The organism is Enterobacter sp. KB-221C9 (assembly GCF_041320715.1).
GTDB classification, from domain to species: domain Bacteria; phylum Pseudomonadota; class Gammaproteobacteria; order Enterobacterales; family Enterobacteriaceae; genus Enterobacter; species Enterobacter asburiae_D.
On sequence record NZ_JBGIWG010000008.1, the window covers coordinates 209,777 to 226,334 of the forward strand.

General features: G+C 54.1%; 14 protein-coding genes. 7 read left to right on the forward strand and 7 right to left on the reverse strand.

What is annotated here, in order from left to right:
* Positions 1–70: 70 nt before the first annotated feature.
* Positions 71–2,104, reverse strand: a complete 2,034-nt coding sequence (gene metG, locus AB8846_RS14265; RefSeq protein ID WP_370732976.1) for a methionine--tRNA ligase — start codon at positions 2,102–2,104, stop codon at positions 71–73.
* 137 nt (positions 2,105–2,241) lie between these two features.
* Between metG and apbC the strand changes: the two genes are divergently transcribed.
* Positions 2,242–3,351 carry an iron-sulfur cluster carrier protein ApbC gene (gene apbC / locus AB8846_RS14270; RefSeq protein WP_029740176.1) on the forward strand — a complete coding sequence of 370 codons (1,110 nt, stop codon included), beginning with the start codon at positions 2,242–2,244 and terminating at the stop codon, positions 3,349–3,351.
* Between the two features lie 95 nt (positions 3,352–3,446).
* Here apbC and AB8846_RS14275 read toward each other — a convergent pair whose 3' ends face one another.
* A complete protein-coding gene (locus tag AB8846_RS14275; RefSeq protein ID WP_370732977.1) occupies positions 3,447–3,926 on the reverse strand; it encodes a GNAT family N-acetyltransferase in 480 nt (159 codons plus the stop codon).
* A complete protein-coding gene (locus AB8846_RS14280) occupies positions 3,877–4,209 on the reverse strand; it encodes an RcnB family protein (RefSeq protein WP_023336316.1) in 333 nt (110 codons plus the stop codon). The genes AB8846_RS14275 and AB8846_RS14280 overlap by 50 nt, the downstream gene beginning before the upstream one ends.
* 476 nt (positions 4,210–4,685) lie before the next feature.
* On the opposite strand from AB8846_RS14280, the gene AB8846_RS14285 reads away from it, so the two are divergent.
* The 4 genes from AB8846_RS14285 to AB8846_RS14300 all read left to right on the forward strand — a co-directional run bounded on the left by AB8846_RS14285 (position 4,686) and on the right by AB8846_RS14300 (position 9,046).
* Positions 4,686–5,825: a polysaccharide export protein gene (locus AB8846_RS14285; RefSeq protein ID WP_063143805.1), complete on the forward strand. Its 1,140-nt coding sequence runs from the start codon at positions 4,686–4,688 to the stop codon at positions 5,823–5,825.
* A complete protein-coding gene (locus tag AB8846_RS14290; protein ID WP_370732978.1) occupies positions 5,825–6,274 on the forward strand; it encodes a protein tyrosine phosphatase in 450 nt (149 codons plus the stop codon). Before AB8846_RS14285 ends, AB8846_RS14290 begins: the two co-directional genes overlap by 1 nt.
* Positions 6,274–8,454 (forward strand): polysaccharide biosynthesis tyrosine autokinase, encoded by a 2,181-nt coding sequence (locus tag AB8846_RS14295; protein WP_370732980.1) that lies wholly within the window; start codon positions 6,274–6,276, stop codon positions 8,452–8,454. The genes AB8846_RS14290 and AB8846_RS14295 overlap by 1 nt, the downstream gene beginning before the upstream one ends.
* A 76-nt stretch (positions 8,455–8,530) precedes the next feature.
* The gene (locus AB8846_RS14300) at positions 8,531–9,046 is read left to right on the forward strand and encodes a protein disulfide oxidoreductase (RefSeq protein ID WP_370732981.1); all 516 of its coding nucleotides are present in this window, start codon (positions 8,531–8,533) and stop codon (positions 9,044–9,046) included.
* A 37-nt stretch (positions 9,047–9,083) separates the two neighbouring features.
* On the opposite strand, the gene AB8846_RS14305 is transcribed toward AB8846_RS14300, so the two are convergent.
* From AB8846_RS14305 to AB8846_RS14315, 3 genes are all read right to left on the reverse strand, one after another.
* Positions 9,084–10,550, reverse strand: a complete 1,467-nt coding sequence (locus AB8846_RS14305; RefSeq protein WP_023312433.1) for an aspartate aminotransferase family protein — start codon at positions 10,548–10,550, stop codon at positions 9,084–9,086.
* Between the two features lie 18 nt (positions 10,551–10,568).
* Positions 10,569–11,945 (reverse strand): diaminobutyrate--2-oxoglutarate transaminase, encoded by a 1,377-nt coding sequence (locus AB8846_RS14310; RefSeq protein WP_014884533.1) that lies wholly within the window; start codon positions 11,943–11,945, stop codon positions 10,569–10,571.
* Positions 11,946–12,277: 332 nt separating this feature from the next.
* Positions 12,278–13,285, reverse strand: a complete 1,008-nt coding sequence (locus AB8846_RS14315) for a LacI family DNA-binding transcriptional regulator (RefSeq protein ID WP_370732982.1) — start codon at positions 13,283–13,285, stop codon at positions 12,278–12,280.
* A 238-nt stretch (positions 13,286–13,523) separates the two neighbouring features.
* On the opposite strand from AB8846_RS14315, the gene AB8846_RS14320 reads away from it, so the two are divergent.
* Positions 13,524–14,765: an MFS transporter gene (locus tag AB8846_RS14320; RefSeq protein ID WP_370732983.1), complete on the forward strand. Its 1,242-nt coding sequence runs from the start codon at positions 13,524–13,526 to the stop codon at positions 14,763–14,765.
* A 17-nt stretch (positions 14,766–14,782) separates the two neighbouring features.
* Positions 14,783–16,216 (forward strand): glycoside hydrolase family 32 protein, encoded by a 1,434-nt coding sequence (locus tag AB8846_RS14325; RefSeq protein WP_370732984.1) that lies wholly within the window; start codon positions 14,783–14,785, stop codon positions 16,214–16,216.
* Here the strand turns inward: AB8846_RS14325 and AB8846_RS14330 are convergent.
* Positions 16,208–16,462 carry a hypothetical protein gene (locus tag AB8846_RS14330; protein ID WP_370732985.1) on the reverse strand — a complete coding sequence of 85 codons (255 nt, stop codon included), beginning with the start codon at positions 16,460–16,462 and terminating at the stop codon, positions 16,208–16,210. The genes AB8846_RS14325 and AB8846_RS14330 overlap by 9 nt on opposite strands.
* Positions 16,463–16,558: the final 96 nt, after the last annotated feature.

The window sequence follows — 16,558 nt, forward strand, 5'->3', positions numbered from 1 at the left end:
CCTCTCCCACGGGGAGAGGGAGAAAACAAAATGCCATAAAAAAAGCCGGAGACACTCTCCGGCTTTTTTGTTATTTCACCTGCTGGCCAGGCTTCGCGCCTTCGTCAGGGCTTAACAGGAAGATATCTTTCCCGCCAGGGCCCGCGGCCATCACCATCCCCTCAGAGATGCCGAAGCGCATTTTGCGCGGTGCCAGGTTGGCGACCATCACGGTCTGACGACCAATTAGCACCTGCGGGTCCGGATACGCAGAACGGATGCCGGATAAGACGTTACGCTTCTCGCCGCCCAGATCCAGCGTCAGGCGCAGCAGTTTGTCAGAACCCTCCACGAATTCCGCGTTTTCGATCAGCGCCACGCGCAGGTCGACTTTGGCGAAATCGTCAAAGGTAATGGTTTCCTGAATCGGGTCGTCTGCCAGCGGGCCGGTAACCGGTGCCGCAGCCGCCTTCACCTCTTCTTTAGATGCTTCCACCAGGGCTTCAACCTGCTTCATCTCGATGCGGTTGTACAGCGCTTTAAAGGTGTTCACCTTGTGGCCGAGCAGCGGCTGCGCCATTGCATCCCAGGTCAGTTCAGTGTTCAGGAACGCTTCAGCACGCGCTGCCAGCTGCGGCAGAACCGGCTTCAGGTAGGTCATCAGCACGCGGAACAGGTTGATGCCCATGGAGCAGATGGCCTGGAGATCGGCATCGCGACCTTCCTGTTTCGCCACCACCCACGGTGCCTGCTCGTCCACATAGCGGTTTGCCAGGTCGGCCAGCGCCATGATTTCGCGCACGGCTTTACCGAATTCACGGGTTTCCCACGCTTCGCCAATGGTGGCTGCCGCGTCGGTAAAGGTTTTATACAGGGCAGGGTCAGCCAGTTCAGCCGCCATCACGCCGTCAAAACGCTTGGCAATAAAGCCCGCGTTACGGGACGCCAGGTTCACCACCTTGTTGACGATGTCCGCGTTCACGCGCTGCACGAAATCTTCCAGGTTCAGGTCGATATCGTCGATGCGGGAAGAGAGCTTCGCGGTGTAGTAGTAGCGCAGGCTGTCCGCATCGAAGTGGTTCAGCCAGGTGCTGGCTTTGATGAACGTTCCGCGGGACTTGGACATCTTCGCGCCGTTCACCGTCACGTAGCCGTGTACGAACAGATTGGTTGGCTTGCGGAAGTTGCTGCCTTCCAGCATCGCCGGCCAGAACAGGCTGTGGAAGTAAACGATATCTTTACCGATGAAGTGATACAGCTCGGCCGTGGAATCTTTCTTCCAGTATTCGTCGAAGCTGACGGTGTCGCCACGCTTGTCGCACAGGTTCTTGAAGGAGCCCATGTAGCCGATTGGCGCGTCCAGCCAGACGTAGAAATATTTGCCCGGTGCGTTCGGGATTTCGAAGCCGAAGTACGGCGCATCGCGGGAGATATCCCACTGCTGCAGGCCGGATTCGAACCACTCCTGCATTTTGTTCGCTACCTGCTCCTGCAGGGCGCCGCTGCGGGTCCACGCCTGCAGCATTTCGCTGAAGGACGGCAGGTCGAAGAAGAAGTGCTCGGAGTCACGCATCACAGGCGTGGCGCCGGAAACCACGGATTTCGGCTCGATAAGCTCGGTCGGGCTGTAGGTCGCGCCGCACACTTCGCAGTTATCGCCGTACTGGTCCGGGGATTTACATTTTGGACAGGTGCCTTTGACGAAACGGTCCGGCAGGAACATGCCTTTTTCCGGATCGTACAGCTGAGAGATGGTGCGGTTTTTGATAAAACCGTTCTCTTTCAGACGGGTGTAGATCAGCTCCGACAGCTCGCGGTTTTCGTCGCTGTGCGTGGAGTGATAGTTGTCATAGCTGATGTCAAAGCCAGCAAAATCAGTCTGATGCTCCTGACTCATTTCGGCAATCATCTGCTCCGGGGAAATCCCCAGCTGCTGCGCTTTCAGCATGATCGGCGTGCCGTGGGCATCGTCCGCACAGATGAAATTAACCTCGTGGCCGCGCATTCGCTGGTAACGGACCCAGACATCAGCCTGGATATGCTCCAGCATGTGGCCGAGGTGGATTGAGCCGTTGGCGTACGGCAGTGCGCACGTTACCAGAATTTTCTTCGCGACTTGAGTCATAGTAGGCATTACTTCTTTTAACTGTGAAAAGGGTTTTTGATATTACCAAAAGGGGCATTATTAAGTAAGCACAAACCACGGCCTTTCAGGTAAACTTGTTCTTCTAAGGTCTTATTCACAAGAACAAAGGAGTCGGGATGAGTTCTCAATCCCAGGCCAAATCACCGGAAGCCTTACGAGCAATGGTCGCCGGGACGCTGGCTAACTTTCAGCATCCAACCCTGAAGCACAATCTCACTACGCTGAAAGCGTTACACCACGTTGCCTGGCTGGACGATACGCTGCACATTGAGCTGCAGATGCCGTTCGTCTGGACCAGCGCCTTTGACGCGCTGAAAGAGCAGACCAGCTCTGAGCTGCTGCGCATTACCGGCGCAAAAGCCATTGACTGGAAGCTGAGCCACAGCATCGCTACGCTGAAGCGCGTGAAAAACCAGCCGGGCGTGAACGGCGTGAAAAACATCATCGCCGTGAGTTCGGGCAAGGGCGGGGTAGGGAAATCCTCTACCGCCGTAAACCTGGCGCTCGCGCTGGCGGCGGAAGGGGCAAAGGTCGGTATTCTGGATGCGGATATCTACGGCCCGTCTATTCCGAACATGCTGGGCGCGGAAAACCAGCGCCCAACCTCGCCGGACGGCACGCACATGGCGCCAATCATGGCGCACGGTCTGGCGACCAACTCCATTGGTTATCTGGTGACCGACGATAACGCCATGGTCTGGCGCGGTCCGATGGCCAGCAAGGCGCTGCTGCAGATGCTGCAGGAGACGATGTGGCCGGATCTGGATTATCTGGTGCTGGACATGCCGCCGGGCACCGGTGACATTCAGCTGACGCTGGCGCAAAACATTCCGGTCACGGGGGCGGTCGTCGTGACCACGCCGCAGGATATCGCGCTGATCGACGCCAAAAAGGGCATCGTGATGTTCGAGAAGGTGGAAGTGCCGGTGCTCGGTATCGTCGAGAACATGAGCATGCACATCTGCAGCAACTGCGGTCACCACGAACCTATCTTCGGTACGGGTGGCGCAGAAAAACTGGCCGCGAAGTATCATACCCAACTGCTGGGACAGATGCCGCTGCACATTACCCTGCGTGAAGATCTGGACAGCGGAAAGCCGACGGTGGTCAGCCGTCCGGACAGCGAATTTGCAGAAATGTATCGCCAGCTGGCGGGTCGCGTTGCGGCGCAGCTCTACTGGCAGGGCGAAATCATCCCAGGTGAAATCGCGTTCCGCGCGGTGTAATTCCTCAGCTCCGAATTGCCGGGTGGCGCTTCGCTTACCCGGCCTACAAATGGCACCGTCACGTAGGTCGGGTAAGGCGAAGCCGCCACCCGACTTTAACCCAACCGATAGTGCATCAGATAATACTCTCCGTCCGGAGAATTACCCGTCGCCTCAATGTGCCAGCCGTGTCGCTGGTAAAACGCAATAGCCCGCGCATTCTTCACCAGACACTTAAGCGAGCCCGTACTGGTAAACGTTTTCTGAACCTGCTCCAGGAGCACATGCCCGACTCCGAGGCTTTGATACCCCGGGTCAACAAACAGGTTGTGCAGGAAATTATCGTTCGCCCAGACGGAGGCAAACCCCAGGCGATGGCCGTTCTGAACAGCAACCCAAATCACTTCGTCACGGGTTGCCGCGTCAAAATCTTCAAGCTGCCAGTCAGAACTGTCCAGCCATGGCCAGGCAACGCGCCGGGCGTGGAGGTAGAGCGTGCGCAGGAAAGGGCGGTCACTTTCCTGCCAGGGGCGAATCAGAATTGCGTTAGCGGTGATAGAAAATATCTCCATTGTAGGCTTTGTAGATCTTGCCATCAGCATCGCCAATCAGCACGTAGTTCTCACCCATGTAGGTCCAGTGGGTTCCGGCATCCGGAGCCGGCAGGTTACGCAGCTGGTACTGTTTGATAGTGTACTCCGGCGTTTGATACTGCGCCGGTGCCGTGTCGCCAATCTTGAATTTCGTAAAGTCAGCGATGAACTCTTGTTCTTCATAGGCCTTGATGCCAGATGGCGCAGCGGCCGTTTGCGGGGCTGCGAATGCGGATCCCGCCAGAGACAGTAATACACCCAGAAGCAGCAATTTACGCTTAGCCATTTTTTCTCCAGTGATATCGTTACAGATACTTTTCGTCTGCGGGTCGTGCAAAGCGGAGCAGACAGTCCATTTTAAGTATCAACGCAGGTGATGTTTGAAAAAAAATGTAACAAAAGTGGACGGTTTTGTGTAGTCGAATGGGATGATATTTATCGGCATGGTGAATATTGTATGTGTTTTATATTTTTAAAATTTATAATTTCATTAATCAATTCTGAAAATAACTTCCCGCGTCAAAATTACACTGCTATGCGAATGCTTTCCCACTTAAGAAGATTTAATATCGTCTTCGGATGAAGCGCGCTTACTTCCGTTTTTTACAAGACCGTTGTTTTTTAAGAGACCGGATAGGGTGCGTTTTATCATGCCAGAACTCAATATTGCAGAATAATAATTAATTAAATTTCAATGATTTATGTTGATCCTCTTTGCAGGCTTGACGATAAACGCAACGTTAAAAAGAAATATTTATATAAATGAAAACTACAACTGCATTTTCGCTATTATTTCTTACTGTCAGTCAGTTGACAGGGTGTGTATTTTCCCCCGGCCAGAGTTTGAGTGTATCCGGAAAAAAAGTCATTGCTGTGGAAGACGCTAATTATCAGCTTGATAAGCGCGTCGAAATTTTTCCTCTGACGCCGGGGTTGATTGAAAAGCTACGCCCGACCGTATCGAAATCTCAGGCAAATCCTAATCTGGATGAGCAGATCAAAAACTGGGAATACCGTATTGGCACAGGCGACATCCTTACGGTCACCGTATGGGATCACCCAGAATTAACGACGCCCGCGGGACAATATCGTAGTGCGAGCGATGCCGGCAACTGGGTCAACGCCGATGGTACGCTCTTCTATCCCTACGTTGGTAAACTGCGGGTGGCGGGTAAAACGGTTTCACAGGTCCGTGAAGAAATTACAGCTCGGCTGGATAAGGTCATTGAGAGCCCGCAGGTGGACGTCAGCATTGCCGCCTTCCGTTCCCAAAAAGCCTATGTCACCGGAGAGGTCGAAAAATCGGGCCAGCAGCCCATCACTAATATTCCGCTGACGGTGATGGATGCGGTCAACGCCGCTGGCGGTCTTTCTGCGGATGCCGACTGGCGTAACGTTGTGCTGACGCATGGTGGCCAGGACTCCCGCCTTTCGCTCTATGCGCTGATGCAGCATGGCGATTTGACTCAAAACAAGCTGCTTTATCCGGGCGATATCCTGTTTATTCCCCGTAACGACGCCCTGAAAGTGTTCGTGATGGGCGAGGTAGTTAAGCAAAGCACGCTTAAGATGGATCGCAGCGGCATGACGCTGGCCGAAGCCCTGGGGAATGCCGGAGGGCTTAACCAAAACATGGCCGATGCAACCGGCATTTTTGTTATTCGGCAGGTATCTAAAAAAGGCGACACGGACAAAATTGCCAATATCTATCAACTGAATGCGGAAGATGCGTCAGCCATGGTGCTGGGGACGGAATTCCAGCTGGAACCGTATGACATTGTCTACGTCACCACTGCACCGTTATCGCGCTGGAATCGCGTGATCACCCAGCTGGTGCCTACCATCAGCGGCGTCCATGACCTGACCGAAACCGTTCGTTACATCAGATCGTGGCCGCAGTAATGTTCCAGTCAATCTTAGTGGTGTGCACCGCCAATATTTGTCGTTCACCGATTGGTGAGCGGCTGTTGCGGCAGTTATTACCCGGCAAGCAGGTGACCTCGGCTGGTATTTTTGGACTGGAAGGACGCCCGGCGGATGCGGCTGCGCAGGCTGTCGCCAGGCGTCATGGCGTTTCGCTGGAAGGGCATGTTGCCCGCAAGGTGACGCGCAGCCTGTTGCAAAAGTCCGATTTGATTCTGGTGATGGAGCCAGAACACCTCCGTTTCATTGCCACTATGTCCCCCGAGAACCGGGGTAAATCGCTGCTCTTTGGACAATGGCTGGAAACCAGGGATATTCCCGACCCGTATCATAAAAGTCGTGAAGCCTTCGAATATGTTTTCGAGCAATTGGGAAAAGCCAGTCAGGAATGGGCTCGTCGTTTGAGTCAACAAGGAATGAAGCAGTAATGTCGTCTTCAAAATTAGAAAAATATAGTGCTGCGACGCCGCAGAATAATGAGATCGATCTACTTCAGCTGCTTGCTGAGATGTTTGATCACCGGATGATGATCGCGTGCGTCACGCTCCTGATCACGTTATGTGCGGGGATCTACGCCTTCAGCGCCACGCCAGTTTATCAGGCTGATGCTCTGGTTCAGGTTGAAGCGAAACAGAATAACTCGCTGCTCAAGGACCTGGCCTCTTTCGGGTCCGATCTCTCACCAGATGTTGCGCCAGAACTTTTACTCCTTAAATCACGGATGATCCTGGGAGAAACCGTCGATCGGTTAGGGATGACGTACCGCGTTAAGCGGCGCGTGTTCCCTGTCATCGGGGCGTTATGGGAAAACGTGCTGGGACGTAAATCCGATAAAATAACGATTGGCGCGTTGGCTATTCCTCTTCTGGAAGGTAAGCCGCAAACGCTTTTACTCACCGTACGGGAGCAAGGGCGGTATCGTCTTGAGGGAAATACGTTTGAAGCCGACGGCGTTGTGGGGAAAACGCTGGTTAAAGATGGAATATCGCTTCTGGTGACATCCCTCAGCGCAGAACCCGGCACCCAGTTTACCCTCGAAACCGTCACCAGGCTTGATGCGATCAACGCCATTCAGAACAGGCTTACGGTAGTTGAGTCGGCGAAACAGAGCGGTATGATCGCATTAACGTTAACGGGTGAAGATCCCGGCAAGATCGCCGCGGTGCTTAATACGATTGCTGAATATTATCTCAGTCAGAATATTGCGCGCCAGGAAGCGAAAGATTCGCGCAGCCTTACGTTCTTACAGGATCAACTACCTAAGATCAGCCATGAACTGGATGAAGCCGAAGCGCGACTGAATGCCTATAGAGAGCAGCGTGATTCTGTCGATTTATCTCTCGAGGCGAAGTCAGTCCTTGATCAGGTGGTTAACGTGGAGAATCAGCTTAACGAGCTGACGTTCCGCGAAGCGGAGGTTTCCCAGCTTTTCAAAAAGGACCATCCCACCTACCGTGCTTTACGCGAGAAGAAACAAACGCTTGAGCGGGAGCGCGCGCGTCTGAATAACCGCGTCTCATCTATGCCTTCCACGCAGCAGGAAATATTACGCCTGAGTCGTGACGTTGAATCCGGGCGTACCATATATCTACAGTTGCTGACGCGTCAGCAAGAGCTGAGTATCTCGCGCTCCAGCGCTATTGGAAACGTGCGGATTATTGATCCAGCGGTGACGCAGCCAGACCCAATCAAACCGCGCAAAGGGCTCATTATCGCATTTGGTATGCTGATGGGGTTGATGCTCTCTGCAGGGACGGTCCTGGTGCGTTCAGCCTTTAAGCGGGGTATTACCTCGTCTGAACAACTGGAAGCGCAGGGGATACCGCTTCTGGCGACGCTCCCGCGCTCGGTGTGGCTCTGGAAAAAAACGCACCTGCGCAGGAAAAACCTGTTTGCTTCCCACTGGAAGCACAGGACGTCGAACATACCTTTTCTGCCCGTTCACCGTCCGGCAGATATGTTCGTCGAGGCGGTACGCGGGCTGCGCACCAGTCTGCATTTTACCATGATGGATGCCACAAACCGGATCGTCGTGGTGTCTGGCCCCACGCAGGACTGCGGAAAGACGCTGGTCAGTACTTCACTGGCGTCGATTGCCGCTCAGGCCGGACAGCGAGTGCTGTTTATTGATGCGGATATGCGCAAGGGCTATGTCCACAATGTTTTCAAACTGAGCAATCATCGGGGATTATCCAGCGTGCTCGGAGGCGCCGTTGAGTGGCAGGAGGCGATTCAACGCTTCGAGAAAGGTGGAATTGATGTACTGACCTGCGGACCCCAACCTTCGCATCCCGTTGAGCTGCTCATGAGTGAACGCTTCCAGGGGGTGATATCGCAGATTGAAAAGCAGTATGACATCGTGATTGTCGACACTCCGCCTGTGCTTGCCGTGACGGATGCCTTGCTGATAGCCAGAGCTGCAGCCACCACGCTGCTGGTCGCCCGCTTTGGTAAAACCAGCGTTAAAGAGATCGCGACTAGCCTGAAGCGTATGGAACGGATGGGCGTGAAGGTAAATGGCGCGATCCTCAATGATATCCTGAAATCGGCTGCGCTCTATTACAACTCGGGATATAGCCATTACGACTACGGCTATACCCAGGAGTAAACCTGGCGCGACACTTCTTTACAGCGTGATGGCGTATTGCCCGTTAAGATGACCTTCGTTAAAACATGAGGTCACAATGGATAACCGCAAAATCAGTCGACTGCGTCGCTGGGCGAGGGAAGGGATCATACTCATTCTGCTGACGCTGGCCGTGGTGTGGGGTGTTGATCAGTACCGAAAACCGCAACTCCCCGCCAGCTTTATTGCAACACCGATGCAGAGCATCGACGGCACTATTCACGATATCGCGGCGCTCAGCCAGGAGCGCCCGCTGCTGATATACGTCTGGGCCACCTGGTGCAGCATATGCCGTTATACGACGCCTTCGGTTAATCAGCTGGCAGAAGAGGGTGGAAACGTGGTGAGTATTGCCATGCGTTCCGGAGATAACGCAAAGCTTGCGCGCTGGGTTGAAAAGAAAAAGCTGAGTATGCCAGTGATTAACGATGCAAACGGTGACTTGTCGCAACAGTGGCAGGTGAGCGTCACGCCAACGCTTGTGGTTGTGTCGAAGGGAAAGGTGGTCAGTACCACGACGGGCTGGACGAGCTACTGGGGATTAAAAATCAGGATGTGGTGGGCAGGCGTATAAAGATAAACCCCTCTTCCGGCGGAAGAGGGGTTTTGTATTACTTAGCCAGAACTTCCTGCGCGGTGCGCTCAACCAGCGACAGCAGGATTTTAATATCCTCCAGCGTCACGGTTGGGTTCAGCAGCGTCAGCTTCAGGCAGGTGACGCCGTTATGCTCGGTCACGCCGACGTTCGCACGGCCGGATTCCAGCAGCGCATCACCAATTTTCTGGTTCAGAAGGGCAATGCCCGCGTCGTCCATCTGGACCTGACCACGGAAGCGGAACAGAACGCTTGCCAGCTGTGGCTGCATAACCAGTTCCAGAGCAGGCTGCTCTTTCACGTAGGCCGCAACCTGCTGCGCTAGCGTCACGCCGTGATCGATGATTGCCGCGTACTGCTCCTGACCCAGCGCTTCCAGGCTCATCCACAGCTTCAGCGCGTCGAAACGACGGGTGGTCTGCAGAGATTTGGACACCAGGTTAGGCACGCCCGCTTCTTCGTCGAACTCAGAGTTCAGATAGGCCGCCTGATAGCGCATCAGCTCATAGTGGCGCGCTTCTTTCAGCAGGAACGCGCCGCAGCTGATGGTCTGGAAGAACTGCTTGTGGAAGTCCAGGGTGACGGAATCCACCAGCTCGATGCCGTCCAGGTAGTGACGATACTGCTCAGACATCAGCAGCGCGCCGCCCCAGGCCGCATCAACGTGTACCCAGATGTTCTGCTTCGCGGCCAGCTCTGCAATGGCACGCAGCGGGTCGATAGCACCGGCATCGGTGGTACCTGCCGTCGCGACGATCGCCAGAATCTGCTCGCCGTTCGCATTGCACTGCTCAATTTTCGCCGCCAGATCGGTGAGATCCATGCGGGAGAATTCGTCCGTTTTCACCTGCACCACGGACTGGTAGCCCAGACCCATCAGCGCCATGTTTTTCTGCACGGAGAAGTGGGCGTTTTCGGAGCACAGTACGCGGATCTTACGCAGATCGCCCACCAGACCGTCCTGCTGAACGGAGTGACCCTGACGCGCGAAGAACGCATCGCGAGCCAGCATCAGGCCCATCAGGTTGCTCTGAGTACCGCCGCTGGTGAAGACACCTGCGTCGCCGGCCTGATAACCCACGCGGGTACGCAGCCACTCAATCAGTTTGATCTCGATGATGGTTGCGGACGGGCTTTGATCCCAGGAGTCCATACTCTGGTTAGTGGCGTTAATCAGCACTTCCGCCGCCTGGCTTACCACCAGGCTTGGGCAGTGCAGGTGCGCCACACACTGTGGGTGATGAACGGACAAGCTGTCTTTCAGGAAGAACTCCACGGCGCGTTCAATCGCCGCTTCGTTGCCCAGCCCTTTCGGGTTGAAATCCAGCTTAATACGGTCGCGCAGTTCCGCGACCGTTTTGCCCTGGTACATCTCAGGCTGTTTCAGCCACTGCATCACAGCCTGAGTGCTTTGCTCAATCGCCTGCTGGTAAGCTTCAATGCTCTGCGCAGAGGAGAACAAAATTGGGTTTGAATCAGACATCGTAATCAATAACTCCGGTTACGCCGGGCGAACGCCCGCAGCAAGCAGCGCCTGCTCAAATTTATCCAGGAAGATTTTCAGCTCTTCGTCGCTGATCAGCAGAGACGGCAGCAGACGCAGAACGATACCGTTACGGCCACCGCGCTCCAGAATCAGACCGGCTTCGAAGCACTTCTTCTGAATCAGTGCAGACAGCTCGCCGTCGCCCGGGAAGCAGCCCATGTGGTCAGCGGCTTCGTGTGGCTTAACGATCTCAATACCGATCATCATGCCCAGACCGCGCACGTGGCCGATAACTGGATAACGTTTCGCCATCTCTTTGAGCTGGCCTTTCAGCCATTCGCCTTGAGCTGCCACTTTTCCTGCGATGTTCTGGTCTTTCAGGATTTTCAGCGTCGTCAGACCGGTTGCCATCGCCAGCTGGTTGCCGCGGAAGGTGCCGGTGTGGTGACCTGGCGCCCATGCATCGAACTGCTTTTTGATACCGAGCACGGCCAGCGGCAGACCGCCGCCCACTGCTTTAGACATCACGATGATGTCTGGCTCAATACCAGCGTGTTCGAAGGCGAAGAATTTACCGGTACGGGCAAAGCCAGCCTGAACTTCGTCCAGGATCAGCAGAATGCCGTGTTCCTGAGTCACTTTACGGATGCGCTGCAGCCACTCAGCCGGAGCCGGATTCACGCCGCCTTCGCCCTGAACCGCTTCCAGAATCACCGCAGCAGGTTTACGCACGCCGCTTTCAACGTCGTTGATCAGGTTATCGAAGTAGTAAGTCAGCGCTTTCACGCCCGCTTCACCACCGATACCCAGCGGGCAACGGTACTCGTGCGGGTAAGGCATGAACTGCACTTCTGGCATCATACCGTCAACCGCTTCTTTCGGAGACAGGTTGCCGGTCACGGACAGTGCGCCGTGGGTCATACCGTGGTAACCACCAGAGAAGCTGATGATACCGCTACGACCGGTCACTTTTTTCGCCAGCTTCAGCGCCGCTTCAACGGCGTCAGCACCGGATGGACCGGTGAACTGCAGGCAGTACTCTTTGCCCTGACCAGGCAGCAGAGAGAGCAAGTATTCGGAAAACGCGTCTTTCAGAGGCGTAGTCAGATCCAGAGTATGTAACGGCAAGCCGCTGGTAATGACATTTTGGATGCTTTTCAGCACATCAGGATGGTTATGGCCAAGCGCAAGGGTCCCTGCGCCTGCTAAACAGTCAAGGTATTCTTTATTGTCTGCATCGGTGATCCACACGCCTTCTGCTTTAGTGATGGCTAAAGGCAGTTTGCGCGGATAACTCCTGACGTTAGATTCAAACTCGGCCTGACGGGCCAGATAGGTTTCGTTGCTTTTGTGGGCATCTACGGTGTCAATACGGACTTTATCCGTCATCATATCACTCCTACAACCGCCGCTTCGTTATGAGCCACGATTGAATAAAAAGTTAAAAAACAGATGGGGGCCTGAAAAAAACGCCGCCAATATAGAGCCTTTTGCCACGGGGCTCAATGGTTAATTTGTTTACTGTTTTGTGACACGGGGCTATGGGGAGAAAATATCCCCATTTTTAAAATGAAAATTGCGTTTTATGCCAAATAAAAACAGCCTGTTACAGGCTATTTGTTCGGTATGTAAAGTCGCAGAAAAGAGTGTGACAAAACGTGCCATCGAATGGCAAAAAGGAGGCTGGCTCTCTCTATTCCTTTGTCATGCGCAAAAAGCGGTGCTCATGATGCATGCACAATGGAATCACGCATTAAAAAAGGGCTTTCAACGCGCGTGGTGTTCTGATGCTCTTCACCGTTAATTATATGCAAGGCGCTCAGGCGACCAATTTCATAGTGCGGCAGTTGAACCGTAGTGAGGGGAGGCAGGAACAACTCCCCAATACCCACCATATTGTCATAGCCGATAACCGCGACATCCTCCGGTATGCGAAGCCCTTGCGCCAGCAGCGTCTGGTACACCATAAACGCAATACGGTCATTGCCGCAGATGACGGAGTCGAACTGGGGAATACCATCCTGCATGTGCGCCAGCAGCACTGACGGGATATCACGATAGTGCTCGTCCCCTAACGCCATATAGCTGTGCGCCAGGCTGTGCGGGTCGAGCCCCGCTTCACGGCATGCGCGTTCCAGCCCCTGACGGCGTCGGGTTGTGGCCAGGTGTCCCGCAGGTAAATGCAGGCAGAGAGCTCGTCGATACCCCTGTGCGAGTAACGCCCGCACGGCGGTATATTGCCCCTGTTCATCATCGGGAATATAGCTGGCGACCTTTTCACCGTCACTTTCGCAGTTGGCCAGCACGCAGGGAAGGGTGAGGAGTTTGGCCGGGAGAGGCACCTGACGTAACCCCATGGTGGTGTAGATAATTCCGTCAGGCCGATGAGAGAGGAGAAGGTCGACAATGGCGTCCGGGTTGTCATCGGTAAACATATTCATCACGAAGCTGTTCCAGCCGTGCATTCTAGCCGTCTCTTCAATAGACAGCGTGATGTCCACCGAGAAAGGTGTCGTCACCGTATCGAGCGCCAGTACGCCTATGGTTTTCGGCGAGGCATGCGCGCCGCGTATTTTCTTGGCGGACAGGTCAGGAACGTAGCTGGTCTGCTCGATAGCCAGCTGAACGCGCGCCAGCGTTTCCGGTTTAAGGCGCTCCGGGCTGTTAAGCGCGCGGGAAACCGTCATCAGCGATACGTTAGCCAGTTTTGCGACGTCCTTCAGGGAAGCCATTTTGTTACTCCGTTAATGCTCAGTATGAGAGGGTATACAACTAAGTCGCTGATGTAAAAGGAAGGCTGATGCCCGGATTAGGTCAAGCTGACCTCAGTGATGAATATTTGATCGCGATCTCACTTTCTCAATGTTAACGTTAACTTTCGTGATTAACATCTTAAATTTTAGCCAAACAGCATGAGAAAGAAGCAATGTTAACGTTACCATTGCGTCATTACTCCAACATGAGAATGTCATGATGAAAACGCATCGCTCTCACAGCTACCCTTTACTGAGCGCATTACTGTTTTTCTTTTTTGTCACCTGGTCATCTTCCGGCTCGTTACTCTCGATCTGGCTTCATCAGGAGGTGGGCTTAAAAGCGGGGGATACCGGCGTTATCTATGCCGTGCTTTCCGTCTCCGCGCTTTTTGCTCAAATCTGCTATGGATTTATTCAGGATAAACTCGGCCTGCGCAAAAACCTGCTCTGGTTTCTGACCAGCCTGCTCGTTCTCTCTGGTCCTGCCTTTTTGCTGTTTGGCTATCTGCTGCAGATTAACGTGTTGCTCGGCAGCATTTTCGGCGGGATTTTTATTGGCCTGACCTTTAACGGCGGGATAGGAGTGCTCGAGTCCTATACCGAGCGCGTGGCCCGCCAGAGCCAGTTTGAGTTCGGCAAGGCGAGGATGTGGGGATCGCTTGGCTGGGCGGTGGCAACCTTTTTCGCCGGACTCCTGTTTAACATTAACCCGAAACTCAACTTCGCAGTCGCAAGCTGCGCAGGGCTGGTGTTTTTTGTTTTGCTGGCGCGTCTCAAGGTCTCTTCCGCCCCGCACGCCATGCAGGAAGCGGTGTCCGGCGGTAAGGTCACGCTGGAAGATGCCTTGCGGCTGCTGACGCTGCCGCGGTTCTGGGCGCTGGTGTTTTTCGTTATCGGCACCTGTATTTATGGCGTTTATGACCAGCAGTTCCCGGTCTATTTCTCCTCCCAGTTCCCGACGTTACAGGAAGGGAACGCCATGTATGGCTATCTCAACTCCTTCCAGGTTTTCCTGGAGGCGGCCGGTATGTTCTGTGCCCCGTGGCTGGTGAATCGCCTCGGTGCGAAAAATGGCCTGATTTTCGCGGGAATGGTGATGGCGATGCGTATGGTGGCATCGGGCCTGGTTGAGGGGCCGGTATTGATCTCCATTACCAAGCTATTGCACGCGGTAGAGCTGCCCGTTTTGCTGGTCTCAATCTTTAAATACAACAGCCTGCATTTTGATAAGCGGCTCTCTTCCACCCTCTATCTGGTGGGCTTTGCCTGTACAAGCTCGGTGATTGCCTCGGTTCTGTCGCCGCTGGCCGGTTACAGCTATGAGAAATACGGCTTTGCCCAGTCCTATCTCATTATGGGGCTGTTAGTTTTCAGCACCACGCTCATCTCCATCTTCCTGTTGCGCTCGGGTAAGTCCTCTTCTGACCCGTTAATGCCGCAACCCTCCACTATCTGACTGAAAAGAGTAGACAAATGACATATTCCATTGCCAAAGCTGAACAGGAACTGCAGGCCAGAGAAGGCAGTCTTAACCTGCGCTGGTATCCGCGTTACCACCTCGCCGCGCGTGCCGGCTGGATGAACGACCCGAATGGCTTGGTGTGGTTTGACGGCTGGTATCACGCGTTTTACCAGCATCATCCATACTCGACCCAGTGGGGGCCGATGCACTGGGGCCATGCACGCAGCAGGGACTTAGTTCACTGGGAGCACCTCCCGGTTGCACTGGCGCCGGAAGGGCCAGAAGACAAGGATGGCTGTTTTTCCGGATCGGCGGTAGTCGATGGCGATACGCTGGCGCTGATTTACACCGGACATAAATTCCACGGCGACCCTGATGATGAGGCTAATCTCTACCAGGTGCAGTGTCTGGCGACCAGCCGTGACGGTATTCATTTTGCCCGGCAGGGAATGATTGTTGACACGCCGCCAGGCCTGCATCACTTCCGCGATCCGAAAGTGTGGCGTGAAGGGGAGAGCTGGTACATGGTTGTCGGCGCGCGGGACGGTGAGACGGGCCAGGTGCGCGTATACCGTTCTGCCGATCTGCACGCGTGGCAGGATATGGGCGTGCTTGCGGTGGCTGAAAAAGAGATGGGCTACATGTGGGAATGCCCGGACTTTTTCACCCTCAAGGGTAAACGCGTGCTGATGTTTTCGCCACAGGGGTTGGCGGCAAACGGATTCAAAAATCGTAATCTTTTCCAGAGCGGCTACCTGCTGGGCGAGTGGCAGCCCGGTCAGCCTTTCGTGCGTGAAGGGGAATTTGTGGAGATGGATCGCGGGCATGATTTCTACGCGCCACAAAGCTTCCTGACTCCCGACGGCCGCCGCATCGTTCTCGGCTGGCTGGACATGTGGGAATCGCCCCTGCCGGAACAGCAGGATGGCTGGGCGGGTATGCTCTCTTTACCGCGCGAGCTGACGCTGAGTGCGAATAACCGTCTGCAAATGCGCCCGGCCAGAGAAGTCGAAAGCCTGCGCAGGGCGTGGTTCCCCTGGCCGGTGAGCACGCTTAACAATCAGCAGATCGCTCAGGTGGAAAGCTGCGACGCGCTGGAGGTCATTCTGCAGTGGGATTGCGTCAACAGCTCTGCGGAACAATACGGCATCCGTCTTGGCGCCGGGCTACGCGTCTATGTTGATGCGCAGATGCAGCGACTGGTGCTGGAGCGTCACTATCCGCAGTATGGCTTGTGTGGGACCCGAAGCGTCGCGCTTAACCTGAGCGACACGCTAAACCTGCGCCTGTTTTTTGACAACTCGTCGGTGGAGGTGTTTGTCAATGAGGGGGAAGCGTGCCTCAGCAGCCGCATTTATCCTGAAGTAGGGGCTCGCGAGCTGGCGCTGTTTGCCTGGACGGGAAGTGCGTCGCTCATTGATGCCGGGGCGTGGCTATTAGAGTAAATGGGTTACATCAGAAAAATCCAGTAAGGTTCGGGAATAATAAAGGCGACGGGTGTCGCCTTTATTATTATTTAATCTTTCTTTCATGCTTAGTGTGTACAATCTATTTACCTCTCCAACTCCCCAAATTTGAATAAAATACAACTTAGTATAAGTCCATAATTCAGGTGATACATATTTGCTAAATAATAAACCAGCAATAGAAGCTAACAAAGTAATAAAATGTTGCTTATCAATAAAGTTCATCTTTAATTTCACTTACTAACTGTTTAATCTCTTCTTGTAGATCTTCATATTTTTGTTCTTCATTCTTAAACCATTAATACCCTTGTTGATTATAAC

What these genes read in the sequence shown, in the direction of transcription:
- AB8846_RS14325 (WP_370732984.1), top strand. Translation starts at nt 14,783, where the DNA reads ATGACATATTCCATTGCCAAAGCTGAACAGGAACTGCAGGCCAGAGAA.
- AB8846_RS14280 (WP_023336316.1), bottom strand. Translation starts at nt 4,209, where the DNA reads ATGGCTAAGCGTAAATTGCTGCTTCTGGGTGTATTACTGTCTCTGGCG.
- AB8846_RS14315 (WP_370732982.1), bottom strand. Translation starts at nt 13,285, where the DNA reads ATGGCTTCCCTGAAGGACGTCGCAAAACTGGCTAACGTATCGCTGATG.
- AB8846_RS14295 (WP_370732980.1), top strand. Translation starts at nt 6,274, where the DNA reads ATGTCGTCTTCAAAATTAGAAAAATATAGTGCTGCGACGCCGCAGAAT.
- AB8846_RS14305 (WP_023312433.1), bottom strand. Translation starts at nt 10,550, where the DNA reads ATGTCTGATTCAAACCCAATTTTGTTCTCCTCTGCGCAGAGCATTGAA.
- AB8846_RS14290 (WP_370732978.1), top strand. Translation starts at nt 5,825, where the DNA reads ATGTTCCAGTCAATCTTAGTGGTGTGCACCGCCAATATTTGTCGTTCA.
- AB8846_RS14320 (WP_370732983.1), top strand. Translation starts at nt 13,524, where the DNA reads ATGATGAAAACGCATCGCTCTCACAGCTACCCTTTACTGAGCGCATTA.
- AB8846_RS14310 (WP_014884533.1), bottom strand. Translation starts at nt 11,945, where the DNA reads ATGATGACGGATAAAGTCCGTATTGACACCGTAGATGCCCACAAAAGC.
- AB8846_RS14330 (WP_370732985.1), bottom strand. Translation starts at nt 16,462, where the DNA reads ATGAACTTTATTGATAAGCAACATTTTATTACTTTGTTAGCTTCTATT.
- AB8846_RS14285 (WP_063143805.1), top strand. Translation starts at nt 4,686, where the DNA reads ATGAAAACTACAACTGCATTTTCGCTATTATTTCTTACTGTCAGTCAG.
- apbC (WP_029740176.1), top strand. Translation starts at nt 2,242, where the DNA reads ATGAGTTCTCAATCCCAGGCCAAATCACCGGAAGCCTTACGAGCAATG.
- AB8846_RS14300 (WP_370732981.1), top strand. Translation starts at nt 8,531, where the DNA reads ATGGATAACCGCAAAATCAGTCGACTGCGTCGCTGGGCGAGGGAAGGG.
- metG (WP_370732976.1), bottom strand. Translation starts at nt 2,104, where the DNA reads ATGACTCAAGTCGCGAAGAAAATTCTGGTAACGTGCGCACTGCCGTAC.
- AB8846_RS14275 (WP_370732977.1), bottom strand. Translation starts at nt 3,926, where the DNA reads ATGGCAAGATCTACAAAGCCTACAATGGAGATATTTTCTATCACCGCT.